At 67.3% G+C, this 20,747-nt stretch carries 19 protein-coding genes and 1 tRNA gene; 12 read left to right on the forward strand and 8 right to left on the reverse strand.

Features of this window, described 5'->3' with window-relative positions; genetic code table 11:
- Window positions 1-78: 78 nt before the first annotated feature.
- Window positions 79-996, reverse strand: coding sequence for a LysR substrate-binding domain-containing protein (locus U4Z31_RS02570; RefSeq protein WP_321809350.1), 918 nt, complete (start codon window positions 994-996; stop codon window positions 79-81).
- Between the two features lie 199 nt (window positions 997-1,195).
- Between U4Z31_RS02570 and U4Z31_RS02575 the strand changes: the two genes are divergently transcribed.
- The 4 genes from U4Z31_RS02575 (at window position 1,196) to U4Z31_RS02590 (ending at window position 5,742) form a co-directional block, all read left to right on the forward strand.
- A complete protein-coding gene (locus tag U4Z31_RS02575) occupies window positions 1,196-2,512 on the forward strand; it encodes an MFS transporter (RefSeq protein ID WP_321809351.1) in 1,317 nt (438 codons plus the stop codon).
- A gap of 28 nt (window positions 2,513-2,540) precedes the next feature.
- Entirely contained in the window at window positions 2,541-4,013 is a 1,473-nt protein-coding gene (locus tag U4Z31_RS02580; RefSeq protein WP_321809352.1) for an amidase, read from the forward strand.
- A gap of 114 nt (window positions 4,014-4,127) precedes the next feature.
- The gene (locus U4Z31_RS02585; protein WP_321809353.1) at window positions 4,128-5,330 is read left to right on the forward strand and encodes a porin; all 1,203 of its coding nucleotides are present in this window, start codon (window positions 4,128-4,130) and stop codon (window positions 5,328-5,330) included.
- 127 nt (window positions 5,331-5,457) lie between these two features.
- Window positions 5,458-5,742 (forward strand): PAAR domain-containing protein, encoded by a 285-nt coding sequence (locus U4Z31_RS02590; protein WP_044844531.1) that lies wholly within the window; start codon window positions 5,458-5,460, stop codon window positions 5,740-5,742.
- Window positions 5,743-5,785: 43 nt separating this feature from the next.
- On the opposite strand, the gene U4Z31_RS02595 is transcribed toward U4Z31_RS02590, so the two are convergent.
- Both U4Z31_RS02595 and U4Z31_RS02600 read right to left on the reverse strand, forming a co-directional pair.
- Window positions 5,786-6,097, reverse strand: coding sequence for a cupin (locus U4Z31_RS02595; RefSeq protein WP_124486910.1), 312 nt, complete (start codon window positions 6,095-6,097; stop codon window positions 5,786-5,788).
- An 82-nt stretch (window positions 6,098-6,179) separates the two neighbouring features.
- On the reverse strand, window positions 6,180-6,863 hold the full coding sequence (locus tag U4Z31_RS02600; protein WP_044844529.1) for a DJ-1/PfpI family protein: 684 nt from the start codon (window positions 6,861-6,863) through the stop codon (window positions 6,180-6,182).
- 116 nt (window positions 6,864-6,979) lie between these two features.
- Here U4Z31_RS02600 and U4Z31_RS02605 point away from each other — a divergent pair, with 116 nt between their 5' ends.
- Both U4Z31_RS02605 and U4Z31_RS02610 read left to right on the forward strand, forming a co-directional pair.
- Window positions 6,980-7,948 (forward strand): GlxA family transcriptional regulator, encoded by a 969-nt coding sequence (locus U4Z31_RS02605; RefSeq protein ID WP_321809354.1) that lies wholly within the window; start codon window positions 6,980-6,982, stop codon window positions 7,946-7,948.
- A 198-nt stretch (window positions 7,949-8,146) separates the two neighbouring features.
- Window positions 8,147-9,121 carry a LysR family transcriptional regulator gene (locus U4Z31_RS02610; RefSeq protein WP_321809355.1) on the forward strand — a complete coding sequence of 325 codons (975 nt, stop codon included), beginning with the start codon at window positions 8,147-8,149 and terminating at the stop codon, window positions 9,119-9,121.
- 110 nt (window positions 9,122-9,231) lie between these two features.
- Here U4Z31_RS02610 and U4Z31_RS02615 read toward each other — a convergent pair whose 3' ends face one another.
- From U4Z31_RS02615 to U4Z31_RS02635, 5 genes are all read right to left on the reverse strand, one after another.
- Window positions 9,232-9,942, reverse strand: coding sequence for a hypothetical protein (locus U4Z31_RS02615; protein ID WP_124522792.1), 711 nt, complete (start codon window positions 9,940-9,942; stop codon window positions 9,232-9,234).
- Window positions 9,943-10,359: 417 nt separating this feature from the next.
- Window positions 10,360-10,436 (reverse strand) — tRNA-Met (locus tag U4Z31_RS02620).
- A 124-nt stretch (window positions 10,437-10,560) separates the two neighbouring features.
- Window positions 10,561-12,219 carry an MFS transporter gene (locus tag U4Z31_RS02625; protein ID WP_124486914.1) on the reverse strand — a complete coding sequence of 553 codons (1,659 nt, stop codon included), beginning with the start codon at window positions 12,217-12,219 and terminating at the stop codon, window positions 10,561-10,563.
- 238 nt (window positions 12,220-12,457) lie between these two features.
- Window positions 12,458-14,011, reverse strand: a complete 1,554-nt coding sequence (locus tag U4Z31_RS02630; RefSeq protein WP_321809356.1) for a sensor histidine kinase — start codon at window positions 14,009-14,011, stop codon at window positions 12,458-12,460.
- Window positions 14,012-14,028: 17 nt separating this feature from the next.
- Window positions 14,029-14,757 (reverse strand): response regulator transcription factor, encoded by a 729-nt coding sequence (locus U4Z31_RS02635; protein ID WP_321809357.1) that lies wholly within the window; start codon window positions 14,755-14,757, stop codon window positions 14,029-14,031.
- A 190-nt stretch (window positions 14,758-14,947) separates the two neighbouring features.
- Here U4Z31_RS02635 and recA point away from each other — a divergent pair, with 190 nt between their 5' ends.
- From recA to U4Z31_RS02665, 6 genes are all read left to right on the forward strand, one after another.
- A complete protein-coding gene (gene recA / locus U4Z31_RS02640; protein ID WP_044844523.1) occupies window positions 14,948-16,018 on the forward strand; it encodes a recombinase RecA in 1,071 nt (356 codons plus the stop codon).
- Window positions 16,018-16,887: a recombination regulator RecX gene (recX, locus tag U4Z31_RS02645; RefSeq protein ID WP_321809358.1), complete on the forward strand. Its 870-nt coding sequence runs from the start codon at window positions 16,018-16,020 to the stop codon at window positions 16,885-16,887. The genes recA and recX overlap by 1 nt, the downstream gene beginning before the upstream one ends.
- A 146-nt stretch (window positions 16,888-17,033) precedes the next feature.
- On the forward strand, window positions 17,034-17,642 hold the full coding sequence (locus tag U4Z31_RS02650; protein WP_044844521.1) for a DUF2889 domain-containing protein: 609 nt from the start codon (window positions 17,034-17,036) through the stop codon (window positions 17,640-17,642).
- A 68-nt stretch (window positions 17,643-17,710) separates the two neighbouring features.
- Window positions 17,711-18,877: an ADP-forming succinate--CoA ligase subunit beta gene (sucC, locus tag U4Z31_RS02655; protein WP_006755512.1), complete on the forward strand. Its 1,167-nt coding sequence runs from the start codon at window positions 17,711-17,713 to the stop codon at window positions 18,875-18,877.
- Between the two features lie 68 nt (window positions 18,878-18,945).
- Complete coding sequence (gene sucD / locus U4Z31_RS02660) at window positions 18,946-19,827, forward strand: succinate--CoA ligase subunit alpha (protein WP_006477916.1); 882 nt, start codon at window positions 18,946-18,948, stop codon at window positions 19,825-19,827.
- A 166-nt stretch (window positions 19,828-19,993) separates the two neighbouring features.
- Window positions 19,994-20,698, forward strand: a complete 705-nt coding sequence (locus U4Z31_RS02665; protein ID WP_321809359.1) for a TerC family protein — start codon at window positions 19,994-19,996, stop codon at window positions 20,696-20,698.
- Window positions 20,699-20,747 lie beyond the last annotated feature (49 nt).

A 20,747-nucleotide genomic window follows, 5' to 3' on the forward strand; every position in this document is an offset into this window, starting at 1 on the left:
TGTACGAAAATGCGTGAAAAGTTTTCGTATAAAACGATCGATATGATCAATGCAGGCCGAATCAAATCAGACGCGTCGCTATCGCCACAGCAGCTTCGCGGGATCGTGCCGCCGCACGGCCTCGACGAAGCAGTGGATCAGGTAGTCGCACGCGACCGTGTTGAGCGCGTCGCGGCGCGTCAGCACGCCGGCCGACACGGTCGGAATCGTCTCCTTCACGTCGATCGTGACCATCCGTTCCCGGATCCAGTCGACTTCCATGAAATGCTTCGGCACGCACGACACGGTGTCGGTGTGCACCGACAGCGAGAACGCCGCGCTGAACGACGTGCATTCGACGATCGGCTGCGGCGCCCGGTAGCCGTGCGCGACGAACACGTTCTGCAGCAGCCGGCCGATGCTTTCCGGCGACGTGTTCAGCACCCACTGCGCGTCCTGCAGCTGCGCGAGCGACGTGCAGTGGCGCAGCGGATTGCTCGCGCGCGTCATCAGGATCAGCTCCGATTCGAGCAGCGGCCGGAACGCGAATTCGGGTGACAGCCGCGTCGCATCGACGATCGCGATCACGAAGTCGAGCGAGCCGTCGCGCAGGCGCGGCAGCGCCGTGTCGAGAAAGCCTTCGCGCACGTCGAGGCGGATCGTCGGCATCCGCTGCCGAAACGCGTCGAGCGCGGCCGGCAGGAAGCCGAGCGACATCAGCGGCGTCAGCGCGCACGCGAGCGCGCCTTCCTTGCCGCCTGAAAGCTGGATCACGTCGTCGCGCGCGTGCTGCATCTCCGCGAGGATCAGGCGCGCACGCGCATAGACGGCCTGCCCGAAGCGCGTGAGCTGCGCGCCGCGCGCGTTGCGCGTGACGAGCGGCACGCCGAGGTCCTGCTCGAGTTCGCGGATCGCTTTCGTGAGCGCGGGCTGCGACAGGTGGATCGCGCGCGCGGCGGCGCGCAGGCTGCCGTGTTCGGCAATGGCGGCAAGCGCCCGGAGCTGGTGGTGTTTCACGGCGTGGCAGGGCGCGGCGGCAGTGGCGACCTTCGCATCCTACACCGCGGCGGCGCGCGAAAAGCACGCGATAACCGGGCGTTATCACGATCGGAAAATGTCGCTCCGGGCTGCGTATTTTGAATGCCTAGACTGCATGCGCAGGCCGTCGAACGGGCCGCGCACCAGACCCGCATAACCAGTACGGAGACTCATCTTCATGAAGGCGCCCCGAGCGGACAGCATGTTCGGCGGGCATGTCGGCGACGTTGCCGCATCCCCGTCCAATCGCCAGCTGATCGTCGCGATCACGATCGGCAACGGCCTCGAATTCTTCGATCTCACCGTGTTCAGCTTCTTCGCGGTGCTGCTCGGCAAACTGTTCTTTCCGGCCGCGTCCGCGCAGCAGCAATTGCTGATGTCGGTCGCGACGTTCGGCGTCGGCTTCATCGCGCGGCCGGTCGGCGGCGTCGTGATCGGGCTCGTGGCCGACCGCTTCGGCCGCGTGCCGGCAATGAACCTCACGCTCGTCACGATGGCGCTCGGCACCGGGATGATCGGCATTCTGCCGACCTATGCGCAGATCGGCATCGCGGCGCCCGTGCTGGTCGTGCTCGCCAGGCTGCTGCAGGGCTTTTCGGCCGGCGGCGAGGTCGGCGTGTCGACGTCGCTGCTCGCCGAACGCGCGCCGCCCGGCGAGCGCGGCTACTACACGAGCTGGCAGTTCGCGAGCCAGGGCGCCGCGGCGCTGGCCGGCTCGTTGGTCGGCTTCCTGCTGTCGCATTTCCTCGCCCCCGCCGCGCTCGAATCGTGGGGCTGGCGCGTGCCGTTCCTCGCCGGCGTGCTGATCGCGCCGGTCGGCCTGTATCTGCGCGCGCGCTTCAATGCGATCGAGCAGCACGCGCCGGCCGCGGCCGCGCGGCGCCCGTCCGCGGTACTCGGCACCGTGCTGCGGCGCGACGGCGGCGCCGTGCTGACCGCGCTCGGCCTCGTGGTCGGCGGCACCGCGGCGCACTTCATCGTCCTCTATTACATGTCGACGTACGCGATCCGCGTGCTGCACCTGCCGATGGATACCGCGTTGTGGTGCGGCATCCTGTCCGGCGCGGTGATGTTCGTCGCCGCGCCGATCGGCGGACGGCTGTCGGACCGCACCGGCAGCAAGCGCGTCGCGCTGTGGACGCGTGTCGCGCTGACCGTGCTGATCCTGCCGGGCTTCTGGCTGATCCGCGCGGTGCCGTCGATCGCGACGATGTACGCGGTCGTGATGCTGCTCGCCGCGCTGCACTCGATCAATGCCGGCGCGAACGGCGTGATCCTCGCGGAGCTGTTTCCGAAGAGCACGCGGGCGACCGCGCTGTCGATCGCGTATGCGGGCGGCGTGTCGATCTTCGGCGGCTTCGCGCAGTTCATCGTCACCTGGCTGATCGGGGCGACCGGCAATCCGGCCGCGCCGGCGTGGTACGTGATCGTCTGCGGCGTGCTGTCGCTCGTCGCGCTCGCGTTTGCGTCCGATCGAAGCGCTCAGGATGACTGACCGATCTTCCTTTTCTTCCATTCGCCCCATGACCACCACCGTTTCGTTTTCGTCGTCGCCGGCCGACGTCGCCGCCGGCGACCTGTGCGACCTGCCCGCACGCACCATGCTCGATCTGCTGAAGGCGCGGCAGATCAGCGCGTGCGACCTGCTCGATGCGCATCTCGCGCGCATCGCGACGGTCAACCCGCGCGTGAACGCGCTCGTCACCGTCGTCGATCCCGATGCGCTGCGTGCCCGCGCACGCGAGATCGACGCACGCTGGGCGCGCGGCGAATGGGTGGGGCCGCTGCACGGGCTGCCGGTGTCGCAGAAGGACCTGACCGCGACGCGCGGCGTGCGCACGACCTTCGGCTCGCCGCTGTTCGCCGATCACGTGCCGCAGCACGACGCGCTGATCGTGCGCCGCTGCGCGAGTGCCGGCGCGCTGATGATCGGCAAGTCGAACACGCCGGAATTCGGCGCCGGCTCGCATACGTTCAACGAGGTGTTCGGCGCGACCCGCAACCCGTGGGACCTGACGCGTTCCGCGGGCGGCAGCAGCGGCGGCGCTGCCGCGGCGCTCGCCTGCGGGATGAATCCGCTCGCATGCGGCAGCGACATGGGCGGCTCGCTGCGCAACCCGGCCGCGTGGAACAGCGTGGTCGGGCTGCGGCCGTCGCCGGGCCGCGTGCCGCGCGCGCCGGACCTGAACGGCTGGGCGACGCTCGGCGTCGACGGGCCGATGGCGCGCGACGTCGCCGACACCGCGCTGCTGCTGTCCGCGATCGCCGGGCCGAGCGGCGAAACCGCGACTGAAATCGCGGAGCCGGGCGCGCGCTTCGCGCAGCCGCTCGAACGCGATTTCCGCGGCACGCGCATCGCGATGTCGCGCGGCTTGCCCGGCGTGCCGGTCGATCCGGAGATCCGGCGCGCCGTCGATGCGCAGGCGCGCGTGTTCGCGTCGCTCGGCTGCGAAGTCGAATTCGACGATCCCGATCTTTCGGAGGCCGAAGAAGTATTCCGCATCGAGCGTGCCTGGATGATCGGCACGCTGGTCGACGGCTTCGACGAACGGCAGCGTGCCGCGCTGAAGCCCGAACTCCTCGACGAATACCGGCTGCATCGGTCGCTCTCGGCCGCGGATCTCGGCCGCATGTTCGTGCGCAAGACACGGCTGTTCGACCGGATGCGTGCGTTCATGCAGCGCTATGCGTTCTACGTGCTGCCGACGACGCAGGTGATGCCGTTCGACGCCGCGCTGCGCGTGCCCGCCGACGTGCTCGGCATCGCGAACACGACCTACATCGACTGGATGCGCGTGTGCTGGCTGCTGTCGTCGACCGAGGCGCCGATCCTGTCCGTGCCGTGCGGTTTCTCCGCGACCGGCTTGCCGATCGGCATGCAGATCGTCGGCCGCTACCGCGACGACTGGGGCGTGCTCCAGTTCGGCCATGCGTACGAAGTCGCGGCCGGCCGTTGCCGGACGCTGCCGCCCGTCGTCGCCGACGCGCTGCGCTGACCACTTTTCCCGGCTGATAGCGGACCGTTCCGGTCCGTGCCGGCAGGCCGCGCGCCTGCGGGGGGCGCGCACGCCTGCGTTTGGCCATTCGACCCGCGCAATGGAGATCTCTCGATGAAAAAACGGCTGTTGGCAGGCGCGGGCGTCGCGCTGATCGCGGGTGCGGCGCACGCACAGAGCAGCGTCACGCTGTACGGCATTATCGATGAAGGGCTGACTTACTCGAGCAACGTCGCGGTGACCGGCGCGAACGGCGTGGCAAGCGGCAAGCCCGCGCTGCGGATGCTCGGCGGCGTGCAGCAGGCGAGCCGCTGGGGGCTGCGTGGCAGCGAGGATCTCGGCGGCGGGCTGAAGGCCGTCTTCACGCTCGAGAACGGGTTCGATCCGAGCACCGGCAAGCTCGGGCAGGGCGGGCTGATCTTCGGCAAGAAGGCGTTCGTCGGGCTGTCGGGACCGCTCGGCACCGTCACGCTCGGGCGGCAGTACGACACCAACGTCGACTTCCTCGGCCCGCTCGAGGCCGCTGCGCTGTTCGGCGGCTACATGGTCGCGCACCCCGGCGACCTCGACAACGTGAACAACGCGAACTCGACCAACAACGCGATCAAGTTCACCAGCAACGACTACGGCGGGTTGCGCGTCGCCGCGATGTACGGGGTCGGCGGCGTGGCGGGCGCGACGACGCGCAACCAGGTGTGGTCGGCCACGGCCGGCTACACGCGCGGGCCGCTCGCGGTGGCGGCCGGCTACCTGAATGCGCGCAACCCGAACGTGTCGTTCTTCGGCACGACCGGCAGCCCCGCGCCGACCGTGGGCGGCGTGCCGGGCAACAACATGCTGTCGCCGGCGTATTCGGGCTATGCGTCGGCGCGCACGTTGCAGGTCGTGGCGCTCGGCGGCACCTATGCGATCGGCGCGGTGACGCTCGGCGCGATGTACACGAACACGTCGTTTCGCCAGCTCGGCGATCTGTCGTCCGGGCCGAATCCGGGTGGAGTGTCCGGCAACGCGGTGTTCAACAACGCCGAGGCGAGCGTGCGCTATCAGTTCACGCCTTACCTGTTCGGCGGCGTGGCGTACGACTACACGCGCGGCGGCGGCGTGGACGGTCGCGACGGCGCGACGTATCACCAGGTTGCCGCGGGGCTCGACTATTTCCTGTCGAAGCGCACCGACGTCTACGTGAGCGCCGTGTTCCAGCGTGCGTCGGGCACCGACTCGACCGGGCATGCGGCGGTCGCGGCGATCAACGGCCCCGGCGCCTCCGCGAACGACCGGCAGTTCCAGGCGCGGATCGGCATGCGCCACAAGTTCTGATCAGGGCGACGGCGAGCGGCTGCGCGGTGATATCCTCGCGAAACGCCCGCGACCGACGGGCGGATACCGACTGCCCGCACGCGGCCCGACGCCGTGCTGCGCGGCGTTTCCGAGGGAGAGCCGAACCATGAGCCGCAAATTCATTCTGAAGGGCGACACGACCGATCACGGCGGCGTCGTGCTCGACGGGATCGCCAATTCGTCGTTCGACGGCCGCGAGCTTGCCTATCTCGGCGCGCCTGTGTTCTGCGCCGCGTGCAAGACCCAGGGGGTGATCGTCTCCGATGGCGGCGAGCGGACGATGACCGTGATGGGCAAGGTCGTCGCGCTCGAACACGACCTGTGCCAGTGCCTGTGCGCGCCGCAGCCGAAGCTGATCCCGTCGCAGGGGACGGGCACCATCTCGGGCTGATGCCCGTCGACTCCGTGCGACGCGCGCGGCGCGCCGCCCGTCGTCAGACGCTGCCTGCGGTCTCGATCACCAGAATGCGCGCTTCTCCGAGCGGATGCGCGACATGTTCGGTGCCGACCGTCGCATGGAAGACGTCTCCCGTTTCGAGCACCGTCGCGTGCTCGATGCCTGCTTCGCGGTAACGCATCTCGACGCGGCCGTCGAGCACCGCAAAGACTTCCTCGCCGTCGTTCACGTGCCACCGGTACGGCTGATCGGTCCAGTGCAGGCGGACCGTGATGCCGTTCAGGTTCGCGATGTCCAGCGCGCCCCATGCGCGCTGTGCGGTGAACGCGGTGCTGCGGATGATGTTCATCGGTAGGTCCGGTCCGTGAATTTGAAGGCTGCGGAGCGCGGGCAGGCTGCACGGCCGCGCGCCGGTTTCCGTGTACCGGGGATCAGCGCGACATCGCGCGCAAGGCTGCGTCGATCGTCTGCTTCCGCTTCTCCAGCCCCGCAGCCGAACGCTCGGTCACGCGCTTCAGGACCGATGCCGGCGCGGTATCCGGCGAGCCTGCATCGAACGGCGGCGCGGGCGCATATTCGAGCGCGAGCTGGATCGCCTGCGCCTCTTCGTCGCCGACCAGTTCGGCGGCGATCGTCAATGCGAAGTCGATGCCGGCCGTCACGCCGCCGCCGGTGATCAGGTTGCCGTCGCGCACCACGCGTTCGCGCACGGGCACCGCACCGAGCGGCGCGAGCAGCGCATGAAACGCCCAGTGCGTCGTCGCGCGGCGGCCGCGCAGCAGGCCGGCCACGCCGAGCAGCAGCGCGCCCGTGCAGACCGACGTCACGTAGCGCGCGGCGGCCGCGCGCTGCTGCACGAACGCGATCGTTTCGGCATCGAGCAGCAGTTCGTTGATCCCGATTCCGCCGGGCACGCAGATGACGTCGAGCGGCGGGCAGTCGTCGAACGTGCAGGTCGGCGCGAGCGCGAGGCCGCTGCTCGACGCGACGGTGTCGCGCGATTTCCAGACCAGATGAACCGCCGCGTCGGGCAGCGATGCGAGCACGTCGTGCGGGCCGGTGAGATCGAGTTGCTGGACACCCGGAAACACGAGAAAGCCGATATGCAGGGTCATGCGAACACTCCGAAGGGAAGGGGAGGCGCCGCGGCCGGCGCACGATGGACAGATCGATTCTAGGCGCGTAGTGTTTGGCGAAATTGCCAGATCGCCCACGTTTTCAGCCAATCGCCATGCCAGCCGCTCCGCGCTCGATCCTGATCCTCGCGTTCCCCCGTGCGCAGTTGCTCGACGTGACCGGGCCGCTGCAGGTGTTCGCCTCCGTCAACGAACTCGCGCAGGAGCGCGGCCGGCCCGCGCCGTATGCGCCGCGCGTCGTGGCCGCCGAGCCGGGGCCGGTCGAGACGTCGTCGGGGCTCGTCGTGATGGCCGATTCGCTGCGCTCGGCCGGGCGGCCCGACACGGTGATCGTGGCCGGCGGCAAGGGCGTGCAGGCCGCGTCGCGCGATGCGCGCACGGTGCGCTGGGTCCGGCAGCAGGCGCAGCGCGCGCGACGTGTCGCGTCGGTCTGCACCGGTGCGTTCCTGCTCGCCGAGGCCGGCCTGCTCGACGGGCGGCGCGCGGTCACGCACTGGGCGCGCTGCGACGAATTCGCCGCGCGCTATCCGAACGTGCGCGTCGAGCCCGATCCGATCTTCATCCGCGAAGGCGCGCTGTGGACGTCGGCCGGCGTGACGGCCGGCATCGATCTCGCGCTCGCGCTGGTCGAGGAGGATCTCGGGCGGGCGATCGCGCTCGATGCCGCGCGCGAACTCGTCGTGTTCCTGAAGCGGCCGGGCGGGCAGGCGCAGTTCAGCGCGATGCTGTCGATGCAGCGCACCGACGACCGTTTCGGCGAACTGCATGCGTGGATCGCCGAGCACCTGACGGCCGACTTGTCGGTGCCGGCGCTCGCCGAGCGCGTCAGCATGAGCGAACGCAGCTTCGTGCGGCACTACCGCGCGGGGACCGGCCGCACGCCCGCGCGCGCGGTCGAACAGATTCGCGTCGAGGCTGCGCAGCGCTTGCTCGGCGAAACCGCGTGGCCCGTCAAACGGATCGCCACGCGGTGCGGCTTCGGTTCGGAAGAGACGCTGCGGCGCAGTTTCGTGCGCGTGCTCGGCGTGTCGCCGCAGGGCTATCGCGAGCGGTTCGTGCGGTAACGTGCCGGTGCGCGGCGAGCATGCCGCGCGTGGCAACCGGGGACGGAGCCGTCGACGTTCGGAACTGCGCGAATCCCGATCACTTTCCAATCCGAAACGCCGTGACTGTTCAGGCGTGGAGAACAATGGGCGGGGGCTTGTGCCGCGCGCGTTGCGCGCTCTATTCTGTTCCGTTGGCGATTCGAAGGGGGGCGCAGCATGGACCGCATCCAGGCAATGGAAGTTTTCACCCGCGTGGTCGACGCGAACAGCTTCACGCGCGCGGCCGACACGCTCGCGATGCCGCGCGCGTCGGTCACGACCATCATCCAGAATCTCGAGGCGCTGCTCGGCGTGCGCCTGATGCACCGGACAACGCGCCGGCTGTCGCTGACGCCGGAGGGCGCCGCGTATTACGAGCACTGCGTGAAGATCATCTCGGAGATCGCGGAAGCCGACGCGAGTTTCCAGACCGGCAACCGCAAGCCGAGCGGCGTGCTGCGCGTCCACATGCCGAGTTCGCTCGGGCGGCGCGTCGTGCTGCCGGCGCTGTCGATCTTCCGGCAGCGCTATCCGGACATCACGCTCGACCTCGGCCTGGCGGACCGCTACGTGGATCCGGTCGAGGAGGGCATCGACTGCATGATCCGGGTCGGGCCGCTCGAAGATTCGTCGATGGTCGCGCGGCGGATCGGCATGCTCAAGCGCGTGACCTGCGCGTCGCCCGACTATCTCGCGCGTCACGGCGAGCCGCAGGAGATCGCCGACCTGGCCGACCATCATGCGGTGAATTTCCGCGCGAGTCACGGCGCGCGGGCGATTCCGTGGGTGTTCATGATCGAGGGCAAGCCGGTCGAGGTGCGGATGAACGGCAGTGTCACCGTGAACGATTCGGATGCGTACGTGACGTGCGGGCTCGAAGGGTTCGGGATGATCCAGCCGACGCTGTTCATGGTGCTGCCGAACCTGCGCGACGGCACGCTGGTCGAGGTGCTGCCCGATTGCAATCCGAAGCCCAAGCCGATCTCGATCGTGTATCCGCACAACCGGCATCTGTCGCAGAAGGTTCGCGTGTTCGCGGACTGGATCGCGGAGCTGTTCGAGTCGACGCCGGCGCTGGAGGGCGGGGAGAACTGGCGGGGGAAGGTGCGGGCGGAGGTACCCGACGCCCAGCGCGGGGCGGTGGTCGCTTAGGGCGGCGGTACGCTGCCGGGCGTTGACGATGAAGATGAGTGAGGTCGTGAACGCCTCGTCTCGTCTTCATCGGTCGTCAGGCTGGTGAGCCGTGCCGCGCAATGGCGCGTCTACCAGCGGATCGCGTACGGATTGTCGCCGAGCGCCCAGTGTCCGTTGTCGTCCCGTTCGATGAGAATCCCCTTGTGCGCCCAGCCATCCTTTTCGGGGTAGAACGACAGGGAGTCCATGAGGTCCGGGTCTGCCAGCCACGGCGTGGCATGCTGATCCGGTTTCCACAGGAAGTTGACCCACGAAACCAGGTGCGGATTGTCGTCGAACGGATTCTTCATCGGCTCGATGAATTTCTCGACGCCGCCGTAGGTCACGTGCGCGCAGAACAAATTGATCATGTACAGGACACTCCCGCCGGGAGCGGACGCGTCCTTGCTCTCGAATTCCCTGTACCGATAGAACGCCTTGCCGGCCGGCGTGAGCTCGATATGGCTCAGCGGGACATTCGTGTCATGCGGCTCGTAGTCCGGATTTCTGATCGTCGGCTTGCCCCGGCCCGCGTTGAATTTCACGGTAATCAGGCCACGGTTGATCAACGCCTGCACGTCCTTTCTCACCACACCGTCGACTCTCAGCAATTCCTTCGCGTTCACGTCCGCGGGTAGTTCGGCGCCGGCCAGGCCGACGCAGGCGTCCGTTGGCGCGGTGTTCTTGTCCGCGAGCGCGACTTTCAGGATGTCGTCGATCGTGCGCTTGTCCAGATCGTCTCGCGTCGTCATGAAGCGCGCGCCGAAAAATGCAGCGACCGCGATCGCGACGCCCGCCACCAGCCACGGTTTTCGCGTACGTCGAACGGACTGGTCGTGCTTCGATTCGTTGTGTTCAGTCATGGGATTGTTGTTATCTGTGTTGCCGACCGGATCCGATTGCCTCGGTTCGAATCAAATCGGGATGGCCGCGAGCCCGTCGGTGCTCGGCGTTCGAACCGCACTGTAACGCACGTAGTCGACGACGATGATTCGCGAGGCCGAACGGATGGGCCCGGCGTGATGAATGGCGCTGGATTTCGGTTGGCAGGAGGAGGACGGAGGTCGCTCGTGCCTATGCGCGACTCGGGCGAACCGGATGCTGGATGTCGCGTGCGTGGCGCCGCGTGGTCGGCTGGAGGGCGATGGATGCCGCGCGCGGATCGCGGAGCAATGAAAAAAGCCGCTGATCCTTTCGGAGCAGCGGCTTTTCGCAATTGGTGGCGAATCAGGGACTCGAACCCCGGACCTGCGGATTATGATTCCGTCGCTCTAACCGACTGAGCTAATTCGCCGAAGACTTGAATTATGCTGATGTGCCGCCGGGCTGTCAACACCTTTTTTCATCTTCCCTGAAAAAAGTTGCCGGCGGCCCGTTCGGGCAGTGTAGCGGGCGGGGACGCCGCCCGCTACGCGACCTCAATCCTGCGCGTAGATATTGGAGTCCTTCGTCTCCTTGACGAACAGCACACCGATCACGAACGTGGCCAGCGCGATCACGATCGGATACCAGAGCCCCGAGTAGATGTTGCCCTTCGCCGCGACGATCGCGAATGCGGTCGCCGGCAGGAAGCCGCCGAACCAGCCGTTGCCGATGTGATACGGCAGCGACATCGACGTGTAGCGGATCCGCGTCGGGAACATCTCGACCAGCATCGCCGCGATCGGGCCGTAGACCATCGTCACGTAGATCACGAGGATCGTCAGGATCACGATCGTCATCGGCCAGTTGAGCTGCGCCGGGTCGGCCTTGGCCGGGTAGCCGGCCGCCTTCAGCGTCGACGCGAGCGTCTTGTCGAACGCCGCGCCTTGCGCCTTCGCGTCGGCCGCCTTGCCGTCATACGCGGGGATCACCGTATCGCCGACCTTGATCTGCGCGGTCGTGCCAGCCGGTGCCGCGACGTTCTCGTAGTTCAGGCCGGCCTTCGCGAGCGCGCTCTTCGCGATGTCGCACGAGTTCGTGAACTTCGACGTGCCCACCGGGTTGAACTGGAACGAGCAGGCGGCCGGATCGGCGAGGACCGTGATCGGCGCCTTCTGCGTCGCGAGTTCGAGTTGCGGGTTCGCGTAGTGCGTAAGCGCCTTGAACAGCGGGAAGTAGGTGAGCGCCGCGATCAGGCAGCCCGCGAGGATGATCGGCTTGCGGCCGATCTTGTCCGACAGCGAGCCGAAGAACAGGAAGAACGGCGTGCCGATCAGGAGGGCGATCGCGATCAGGATGTTCGCGCTGGCGCCGTCGACCTTCAGCGTCTGCGTGAGGAAGAACAGCGCGTAGAACTGGCCCGTGTACCACACGACGGCCTGGCCGGCGGTCAGGCCGACGAGCGCGAGGATCACGAGCTTCAGGTTCTTCCACTGGCCGAACGCTTCGGTCAGCGGCGCCTTCGACGTCTTGCCTTCCGCCTTGATGCGCAGGAACACCGGCGATTCGTTCAGCTGCAGCCGGATCCACACCGACACCGCGAGCAGCGCGATCGATGCGACGAACGGCACGCGCCAGCCCCAGCTGCCGAACGCTTCCTCGCCGATGAAGGTGCGCACGCCGAGGATCACGAGCAGCGACAGGAACAGGCCGAGCGTCGCGGTCGTCTGGATCCACGCGGTGTAGAAGCCGCGGCGGTTCGCCGGCGCATGCTCGGCGACGTAGGTCGCCGCGCCGCCGTACTCGCCGCCGAGCGCGAGGCCCTGCAGCAGCCGCATCGCGATGAAGATCACGGGCGCCGCGATGCCGATCGATGCGTAGCCGGGCAGGAAGCCGACCACGAAGGTCGAGATGCCCATGATCACGATCGTCACGAGGAACGTGTGCTTGCGGCCGACGAGGTCGCCGAGCCGGCCGAACACGATCGCGCCGAACGGACGCACGGCGAACCCGGCCGCGAAGCCGAGCAGCGTGAAGATGAATGCCGCGGTCGGATTGACTCCGGAGAAGAAGCTCTTGCTGATGTAGGCCGCGAGTGAGCCGGCCAGGTAAAAGTCGTACCACTCGAACACGGTGCCGAGCGACGACGCGAAGATCACCTTCTTCTCTTCGCCCGTCATCGGCGAGTGCGAAATTTGCCCGCCTAACGTTGCCATGAATCGTCTCCAAGTCCCTTGATATAGATGTGTGGCCGCCTTGGGTGGGCGGGCCTGTCGACGATTATTGGCACGGAAACTTACGGCGCACTGACTCGCGGGCGCAAAACGACTGCACGTTAACCCGCGCCGAATCGGCCGTTTCGTGCCCCGATCGTGTCGCGGCAGGGCGGTAAAACGCCGGTTTCGATGCGATCGCGGCGCGTATGCGGCGGTATGCGGTTCGGATCCGCCCGTATCAGGATCGATCCGGGGCGGTATCCGACAACGGCAGGCTGACGCGCACGAGCGTGCCAGCGAGGCGCGGTGCGCTCTGATAGACGTGATCGTCGAGCGTCAGCGTGCCGCCGTGCTGCGCGGCGATCTCGCGCACGATCGCGAGCCCGAGGCCGCTGCCGTCGCCTTCGCGGCCGAGGATCCGGTAGAAGCGCTCGACCACGCGCTCGCGTTCGCCGGCCGGGATGCCGGGGCCCGTATCCTCCACTTCGAGATGCACGCGCCGCGCCGCGGGCTCGGCCCGCACGCGCACGGTGATGCGGCCGCCTTCGGGCGTGTAGCGGATCGCGTTGTCGACCAGGTTGCCGAGCATCTCGCGCAGCATCACGGGATTGCCGTCGACGTCGAGCGGCGTATCGTCCTCCGGGCCTTCGTAGCCGAGGTCCATGCGCTTCGCGAGCGCGGCCTGCACCCAGTCGCGCACCGTGCGGCGCGCGAGCGCCCCGATCTCGACCGGCTCGAAGGTCAGCCCGCTCGCGCGGTTCTCGGCGCGCGCGAGCGCGAGCAGCTGCGTGACGAGCCGGGCGGCCTGCTCGGAGCTCGTCGCGATCTGCTCGAGCGAACGCTGGACGTCGGGCGGCACGGGATGGCGCAACGCGAACTCGGCCTGCGTGCGCAGCCCCGCGAGCGGCGTCTTCATCTGGTGCGCGGCGTCGGCGATGAAGCGCTTCTGCAGCGCCATGTTCTGTTCGAGGCGCGCGAGCAGGTCGTTGAACGACGTGACGAGCGGCTCGATCTCGGGCGGCGCGCGCTGCGCCTCGACGGGCGACAGGTCGTCGGGCCGCCGCGCGCGGATGTGCGCCTGCAGCGCGTTGAGCGGCGCGAGCCCGCGCGACAGCCCGAACCAGACGAGCAGGATCGCGAGCGGCAGGATCACGAACTGCGGCAGGATCACGCCCTTGATGATGTCGTTCGCAAGCGCGTTGCGCTTGTCGAGCGTCTCGCCGACCTGCACGAGCACGGGCTGCGTGCTGCTCGACTCCGGCAGCGCGACGGTCGTATACGCGACGCGCACGTCGTTGCCGCGCAGCAGGTCGTCGCGGAACACGACGACGCCCGGCGGCGGGCGGTCCTCGTCGCGCGGCAGCGGCATGTCGGCCTCGCCCGCGACCAGCTCGCCGCGCGTGCCGAGCACCTGGAAGTAAACGCTGTCGACGTTGTCCGCGCGCAGGAAGTCGCGCGTCTGCTGCGGCAGCGTCAGCTCGGCGACGCCGTTGACCGGATGGATCTGCCGCGCGAGCACGTACGCGTTGGTCTCGAGCGCGCGGTCGAACGGGCCGTTCGCGATCGTTTTCGCGACGAGATAGGTGACGGCGATGCTCATCGGCCACAGCAGCAGGAGCGGCGCGAGCATCCAGTCGAGGATTTCGCCGAACAGCGAGCGCGGGCGCGCGGCCTCGGGCGTATCGGTTTCGTCGGGCGGCGCGAACGGGTTCTCGTAGCGCGCGTCGCGCACGGCGTCGGCGGCGGACGATGGCTCGCCGGTCGGATGGCGGGAATGGGCCGGCGTGGCCATCGCGGCGACGGCCGGGTTCAGCGCAGCGGCGTGCCGGCCGCCGCGGGCTGGGGCGCGGCCGCGTCGGCCGGCGCCGCGGGCGCGACTTTCTCGAGGCAGTAGCCGAGGCCGCGCACGGTGGAAATCCGCACGCCGCTCGGCTCGATCTTCTTGCGCAGCCGGTGCACGTACACTTCGATCGCGTTGTTGCTGACTTCCTCGCCCCATTCGCACAGATGGTCGACGAGCTGCTCCTTCGACACGAGCCGGCCGATGCGCTGCAGCAGCACTTCGAGCAGCCCGAGCTCGCGCGCGGACAGATCGAGCACGCGCTCGTTCGCATACGCGATGCGGCCGACCTGGTCGAACGCGAGCGAGCCGTGGCGCACGACGGTCGGGCCGCCGCCCGCGCCGCGCCGGGTCAGCGCGCGCACGCGCGCCTCGAGCTCGTTGAGCGCGAACGGCTTGGCCATGTAGTCGTCCGCGCCGAGGTCGAGCCCTTTCACACGCTCGTCGACGCTGTCGGCGGCGGTCAGGATCAGCACGGGGAGGTTGGAATTGCGCGCGCGCAGGCGCTTCAGCACGTCGAGCCCGGACATCCTGGGCAGCCCGAGATCGAGGATCAGCAGGTCGAAGGACTGCATCGACAGCGCGGTATCGGCCTCGATACCGTTCTTCACGTGGTCGACCGCATAGCCCGATTGGCGGAGTGACCGGGTGAGGCCGTCCGCGAGTATGCTGTCGTCTTCGGCGATGAGAATTCGCATGTTGCTGACCGATGGCCGGCGGGGCGTGCGCGCCGGCGCGGCTGTCTCCGAAGTTATCCGTGTACAACGCAGCCTGCATTGCGGGCTTGCATAAAACACTGTTTTTTTATACAGTGTCTGCATTCGTGGGCAGCGCTTGAAAGCGGGCGCGCCTCTGACAGACGCTGCTCATCATAGCAAAGGACGATTCATGGAAGATAGCAAGAAGGGCTCCGGGATGACCGCCGAGAAGAGCAAGGCGCTGGCGGCCGCACTCGCGCAGATCGAGAAGCAGTTCGGCAAAGGGTCGATCATGCGGATGGGCGACGGCGAAGCGGCCGAAGACATCCAGGTCGTCTCCACGGGCTCGCTGGGTCTCGATATCGCGCTCGGCGTCGGCGGTCTGCCGCGCGGCCGGGTGGTCGAGATCTACGGTCCGGAATCGTCGGGTAAAACCACGCTCACGCTGCAGGTCATCGCCGAGCTGCAGAAGCTGGGCGGCACCGCAGCGTTCATCGACGCCGAGCACGCGCTCGACGTCCAATATGCAGCGAAGCTCGGCGTGAACGTGCCGGAGCTGCTGATCTCGCAGCCGGACACCGGCGAGCAGGCGCTCGAAATCACCGACGCGCTGGTGCGCTCGGGCTCGATCGACATGATCGTCATCGACTCGGTCGCGGCGCTCGTGCCGAAGGCCGAAATCGAAGGCGAGATGGGCGATTCGCTGCCGGGCCTGCAGGCTCGTCTGATGTCGCAGGCGCTGCGCAAGCTGACCGGCACGATCAAGCGCACGAACTGCCTCGTGATCTTCATCAACCAGATCCGGATGAAGATCGGCGTGATGTTCGGCAACCCGGAAACCACGACGGGCGGCAACGCGCTGAAGTTCTACTCGTCGGTGCGTCTGGATATCCGCCGGATCGGCTCGATCAAGAAGAACGACGAGGTGATCGGCAACGAAACCCGCGTGAAGGTCGTCAAGAACAAGGTGTCGCCGCCGTTCCGCGAAGCGATCTTCGACATCCTGTACGGCGAAGGCATTTCGCGCCAGGGCGAGATCATCGATCTCGGCGTGCAGGCGAAGATCGTCGACAAGGCCGGCGCCTGGTACAGCTACAACGGCGAGAAGATCGGCCAGGGCAAGGACAACGCGCGTGAATTCCTGCGCGAGAACCCGGAAATCGCCCGCGAGATCGAAAACCGCATTCGCGAGTCGCTCGGCGTTGCCGCGATGCCCGATGGCGTAGTCGACGAAGCCGAGGCGATGGACGAAGAAGAGTGATGGTCGGGCGCCGAGGTCACGCTGGCGAACCGGACCCGAGCGACGCGCCCGACACGGCGGGCCGCTCCGGCCGGCGAGCCGCATCCTCGGGTGCCGACCGGCGGGGCGCGGGCAGTCAGTCCGTGCACCGCACCGCGACGAGGGCATCCGACGATGCCCTCGTTTCGTTTGAGATCACCGCACCGGTCGATCCGTTCGACGACGACGAATCGTTCGACGCGCACGACCGGTCGCGCCGTCGCGTGTCCGGTGTCGGCTTCCCGGGCGAGCGCGCAGCCGATGCGGCGGCGTCGGTCAAGGAAGATGTGTATACGCGCAGCAGCCAGCATCCGCGTCGCACACGCCGTGCGGCCGGCGGTTCAGGCAGCGCTGCTTCCGGCGACGAGTCCGGCGCCACCGGGCGCAAGTCGTCGAAACCGCCGCGTTCGCTGAAGGGCCGCGCACTCGGCTATCTGTCACGGCGCGAATACAGCCGCGCCGAACTCGCGCGCAAGCTCGCGCCGTACGTCGGCGAGGACGAATCGGTCGAGCCGGTGCTCGATGCGCTGGAACAGGAAGGCTGGCTGTCCGATGCACGCTTTGCCGAGAGCCTCGTGCATCGCCGCGCATCGCGCGTCGGCGTCGCACGCATCGTCAGCGAACTGAAGCGCCATGCGGTCGGCGACAACCTCGTCGAGGAAGTGAATGCGCAGTTGCGCGAGACCGAGTGGACGCGCGCGCAGGCCGTCTGGCGCAAGAAATTCGGTGCACTGCCGCAAACGCCCGCCGAGCGCGCGAAGCAGGCGCGCTTCCTTGCCGCGCGCGGCTTTTCGAGCGCGACCATCGTGAAGTTGCTGAAGGTTGGCGACGATTTCCCGATCGACGACTGACCGCTTCGGTCGCGCGCGCTGCGCGCGATTTTGCTGCAACGCAACCGTTTCCGGACAGGCGGGAATACCCGCCGTCGCGGCCGGATGCCTCAAATACCCAATATGCTAAAATCCACGGGTTTTCCTCTTCGGCCTCAACCTCCAGCATGCCGCTATCCGAGCCCGTGCCCCGTCAGTTGCGACATCGACGCGCAATCCGAGCGGAAGCCTACGAGCGCGACGACGGCTTGTGGGACATCGAAGCCTGCCTGACCGACCACAAGCCGCGCGATGTCGCGCTTGCGTCGGGCATCCGGCCCCAGGGCCTGCCGATCCACGAACTCTGGCTGCGCGTGACCATCGATCGTGACCTCAATGTCGTCGACGCCGAAGCGTCTTCGGAGTGGGTTCCCTATCCCGGTCACTGTCAATCCGCCCCTCCCGCCTATCGAGCCCTCATCGGGCTCAACCTCTTCCGCAATTTCCGCCGCAACGCGAACCGGCTGCTCGCCGGCGTCGCGGGCTGTTCCCATCTGACCGAACTGTGCGCCGTGCTGCCGACGGCAGCGATCCAGGCGTTCGCCGGTGACGTGTGGAACGTGCGCGAAGAGGGCGGCGAAGGGCCGGACCATGACGGCGAGCACGTCGAGCCGCCTTTCCAGCTCGGCCGCTGCCGGGCATTGCGGTTCGACGGCGAGGTCGTGCGGCAGTACTACCCGCGGTGGTACGGCCCGCTTCGGCCGGATCTGCCCGGTGAGGGCAGCACGAAGGAATGAACGGAAATCATTCGAAGAAGCGTCTTAAGCGACATTTCATCCAACTCTCAGACTGAAGGGAATCACGCATGAAGATTCACGAGTACCAGGGTAAGGAAATCCTGCGGAAATTCGGAGTCGCGGTACCGCGCGGCAAGCCGGCGTTCTCGGTTGACGAGGCCGTCAAGGTGGCAGAAGAGCTCGGTGGCCCGGTTTGGGTCGTGAAGGCTCAGATTCACGCGGGTGGCCGTGGCAAGGGCGGCGGCGTGAAGGTGGCGAAGTCGATCGAGCAGGTCCGCGAATACGCGAACCAGATCCTCGGCATGCAGCTCGTCACGCACCAGACCGGTCCGGAAGGCCAGAAGGTCAACCGCCTGATGATCGAAGAAGGCGCGGACATCAAGCAGGAACTGTATGTCAGCCTCGTCGTCGACCGCATCTCGCAGAAGATCGTGCTGATGGGTTCGAGCGAAGGCGGCATGGACATCGAGGAAGTTGCCGAAAAGCACCCGGAACTGATCCACAAGGTCATCGTCGAGCCGTCGACGGGCCTGCTCGACGCGCAAGCCGACGACCTCGCCGCGAAGATCGGCGTGCCGGCCGCTTCGATTCCGCAAGCACGCGCGATCCTGCAAGGCCTGTACAAGGCATTCTGGGAAACCGACGCATCGCTGGCTGAAATCAACCCGCTGAACGTCTCCGGCGACGGCAAGGTCATCGCACTCGACGCGAAGTTCAACTTCGACTCGAACGCGCTGTTCCGTCACCCGGAAATCGTCGCGTACCGCGACCTGGACGAAGAAGATCCGGCTGAAATCGAAGCGTCGAAGTTCGACCTCGCGTACATCTCGCTCGACGGCAACATCGGCTGTCTCGTGAACGGCGCAGGCCTCGCGATGGCGACGATGGACACGATCAAGCTGTTCGGCGGCGAACCGGCGAACTTCCTGGACGTCGGCGGTGGCGCGACGACCGAGAAGGTCACGGAAGCGTTCAAGCTGATGCTGAAGAACCCGGACCTGAAGGCGATCCTCGTGAACATCTTCGGCGGCATCATGCGCTGCGACGTGATCGCGGAAGGCGTGATCGCCGGTTCGAAGGCCGTGAACCTGAACGTGCCGCTCGTCGTGCGCATGAAGGGCACGAACGAAGACCTCGGCAAGAAGATGCTGGCCGATTCGGGCCTGCCGATCATCTCGGCTGACAGCATGGAAGAGGCTGCGCAGAAGGTTGTCGCGGCTGCCGCAGGCAAGTAAGCGCGCTCAATGAATAGGTATGGCGGCGCGGTTTGCACGCGACGCCAATCGAACAGAGGTCAAAATACATGTCGATTCTGATCAACAAGGACACGAAGGTCATCACGCAGGGCATTACCGGCAAGACCGGTCAATTCCACACGCGCGCCTGCCGTGAATACGCAAACGGCCGCGAAGCATTCGTCGCGGGCGTGAACCCGAAGAAGGCCGGCGAAGACTTCGAAGGCATTCCGATCTACGCGAGCGTCAAGGAAGCGAAGGCCGAAACCGGCGCGACCGTGTCGGTCATCTACGTTCCGCCGGCAGGTGCTGCTGCTGCGATCTGGGAAGCGGTCGAAGCCGACCTCGATCTCGCGATCTGCATCACGGAAGGCATCCCCGTGCGCGACATGATCGAAGTGAAGGACCGCATGCGTCGCGAAGGCCGCAAGACGCTGCTGCTCGGGCCGAACTGCCCGGGCACGATCACGCCGGACGAGCTGAAGATCGGCATCATGCCGGGTCATATCCACCGCAAGGGCCGTATCGGCGTCGTGTCGCGTTCGGGCACGCTGACGTATGAAGCCGTTGCGCAGCTGACGGCACTGGGCCTCGGCCAGTCGTCGGCAGTCGGTATCGGCGGCGACCCGATCAACGGTCTGAAGCACATCGACGTGATGAAGATGTTCAACGACGATCCGGATACGGATGCGGTCGTGATGATCGGCGAAATCGGCGGTCCGGACGAAGCCAACGCCGCCGAGTGGATCAAGGACAACATGAAGAAGCCGGTCGTCGGCTTCATCGCTGGCGTCACGGCGCCTCCGGGCAAGCGCATGGGCCACGCCGGCGCGCTGATCTCGGGCGGTGCGGATACGGCCGAAGCGAAGCTGGAAATCATGGAAGCGTGCGGCATCACCGTCACGCGCAACCCGTCGGAAATGGGCCGCCTGCTGAAGAAGGCGCTGTAATTTCCGCGTGGTTCGTCCTGCAAAAAACGCCGGCTTCGCCGGCGTTTTTTGTTATGCTCGCGCAATGAATTTGTAAGCCCCGGGGCTGCGCGATGCATGTCCCGGCATTGACCCGGGCCGCCTGTTCGACAGCCGTTGCCCCGCACCCGATCACCCGATACTGCTCATGCTTGAATTCCTGACGTCGCTCCACTGGGGCGCGGTGTTTCAGATCGTCATCATCGACATTCTCCTCGGCGGCGACAACGCGGTCGTGATCGCGCTCGCATGCCGCAACCTGCCCGCCAACCAGCGGCTGCGCGGCGTCGTGTGGGGCACGGCCGGCGCGATCCTGCTGCGGGTCGCGCTGATCGCATTCGCGGTCGTGCTGCTCGACGTGCCGTTCCTGAAGTTCGGCGGCGGCCTGCTGCTGCTGTGGATCGGCGTCAAGCTGATGGTGCCGGACGCCGATGCGCACGACAACGTGAAGCCGGCCGACCGGCTGTGGGACGCGGTGAAGACGATCGTGATCGCCGACGCAGTGATGAGCCTCGACAACGTGATCGCGATCGCCGGCGCGGCCGAGCAGGCCGATCCGTCGCACCGGCTGGCGCTGGTGATCTTCGGGCTCGTCGTCAGCGTGCCGATCATCGTGTGGGGCAGCACGCTCGTGCTGAAGCTGCTCGACCGCTTTCCGGTCGTCGTCGCGCTGGGCGCCGGGCTGCTGGGCTGGATCGCCGGCGGGCTGATGGTGCACGACCCGGTCGGCGACCGCTGGCCGGTACTCGATACGCAGGCCGCGATCTACGGCGCGAGCATCGCCGGCGCGCTGTTCGTCGTCACCGCGGGTTACGCGCTCCGGCGCCGCCGCGGCGTGCCGCGCGCGCATTGACGTTGGCCGTCCGGCCGACTGCCGGGGCCGCGGCCCGCTGGCTACGATC

Source organism: Burkholderia sp. BCC1985, assembly GCF_905339915.1.
Taxonomy (GTDB): domain Bacteria; phylum Pseudomonadota; class Gammaproteobacteria; order Burkholderiales; family Burkholderiaceae; genus Burkholderia.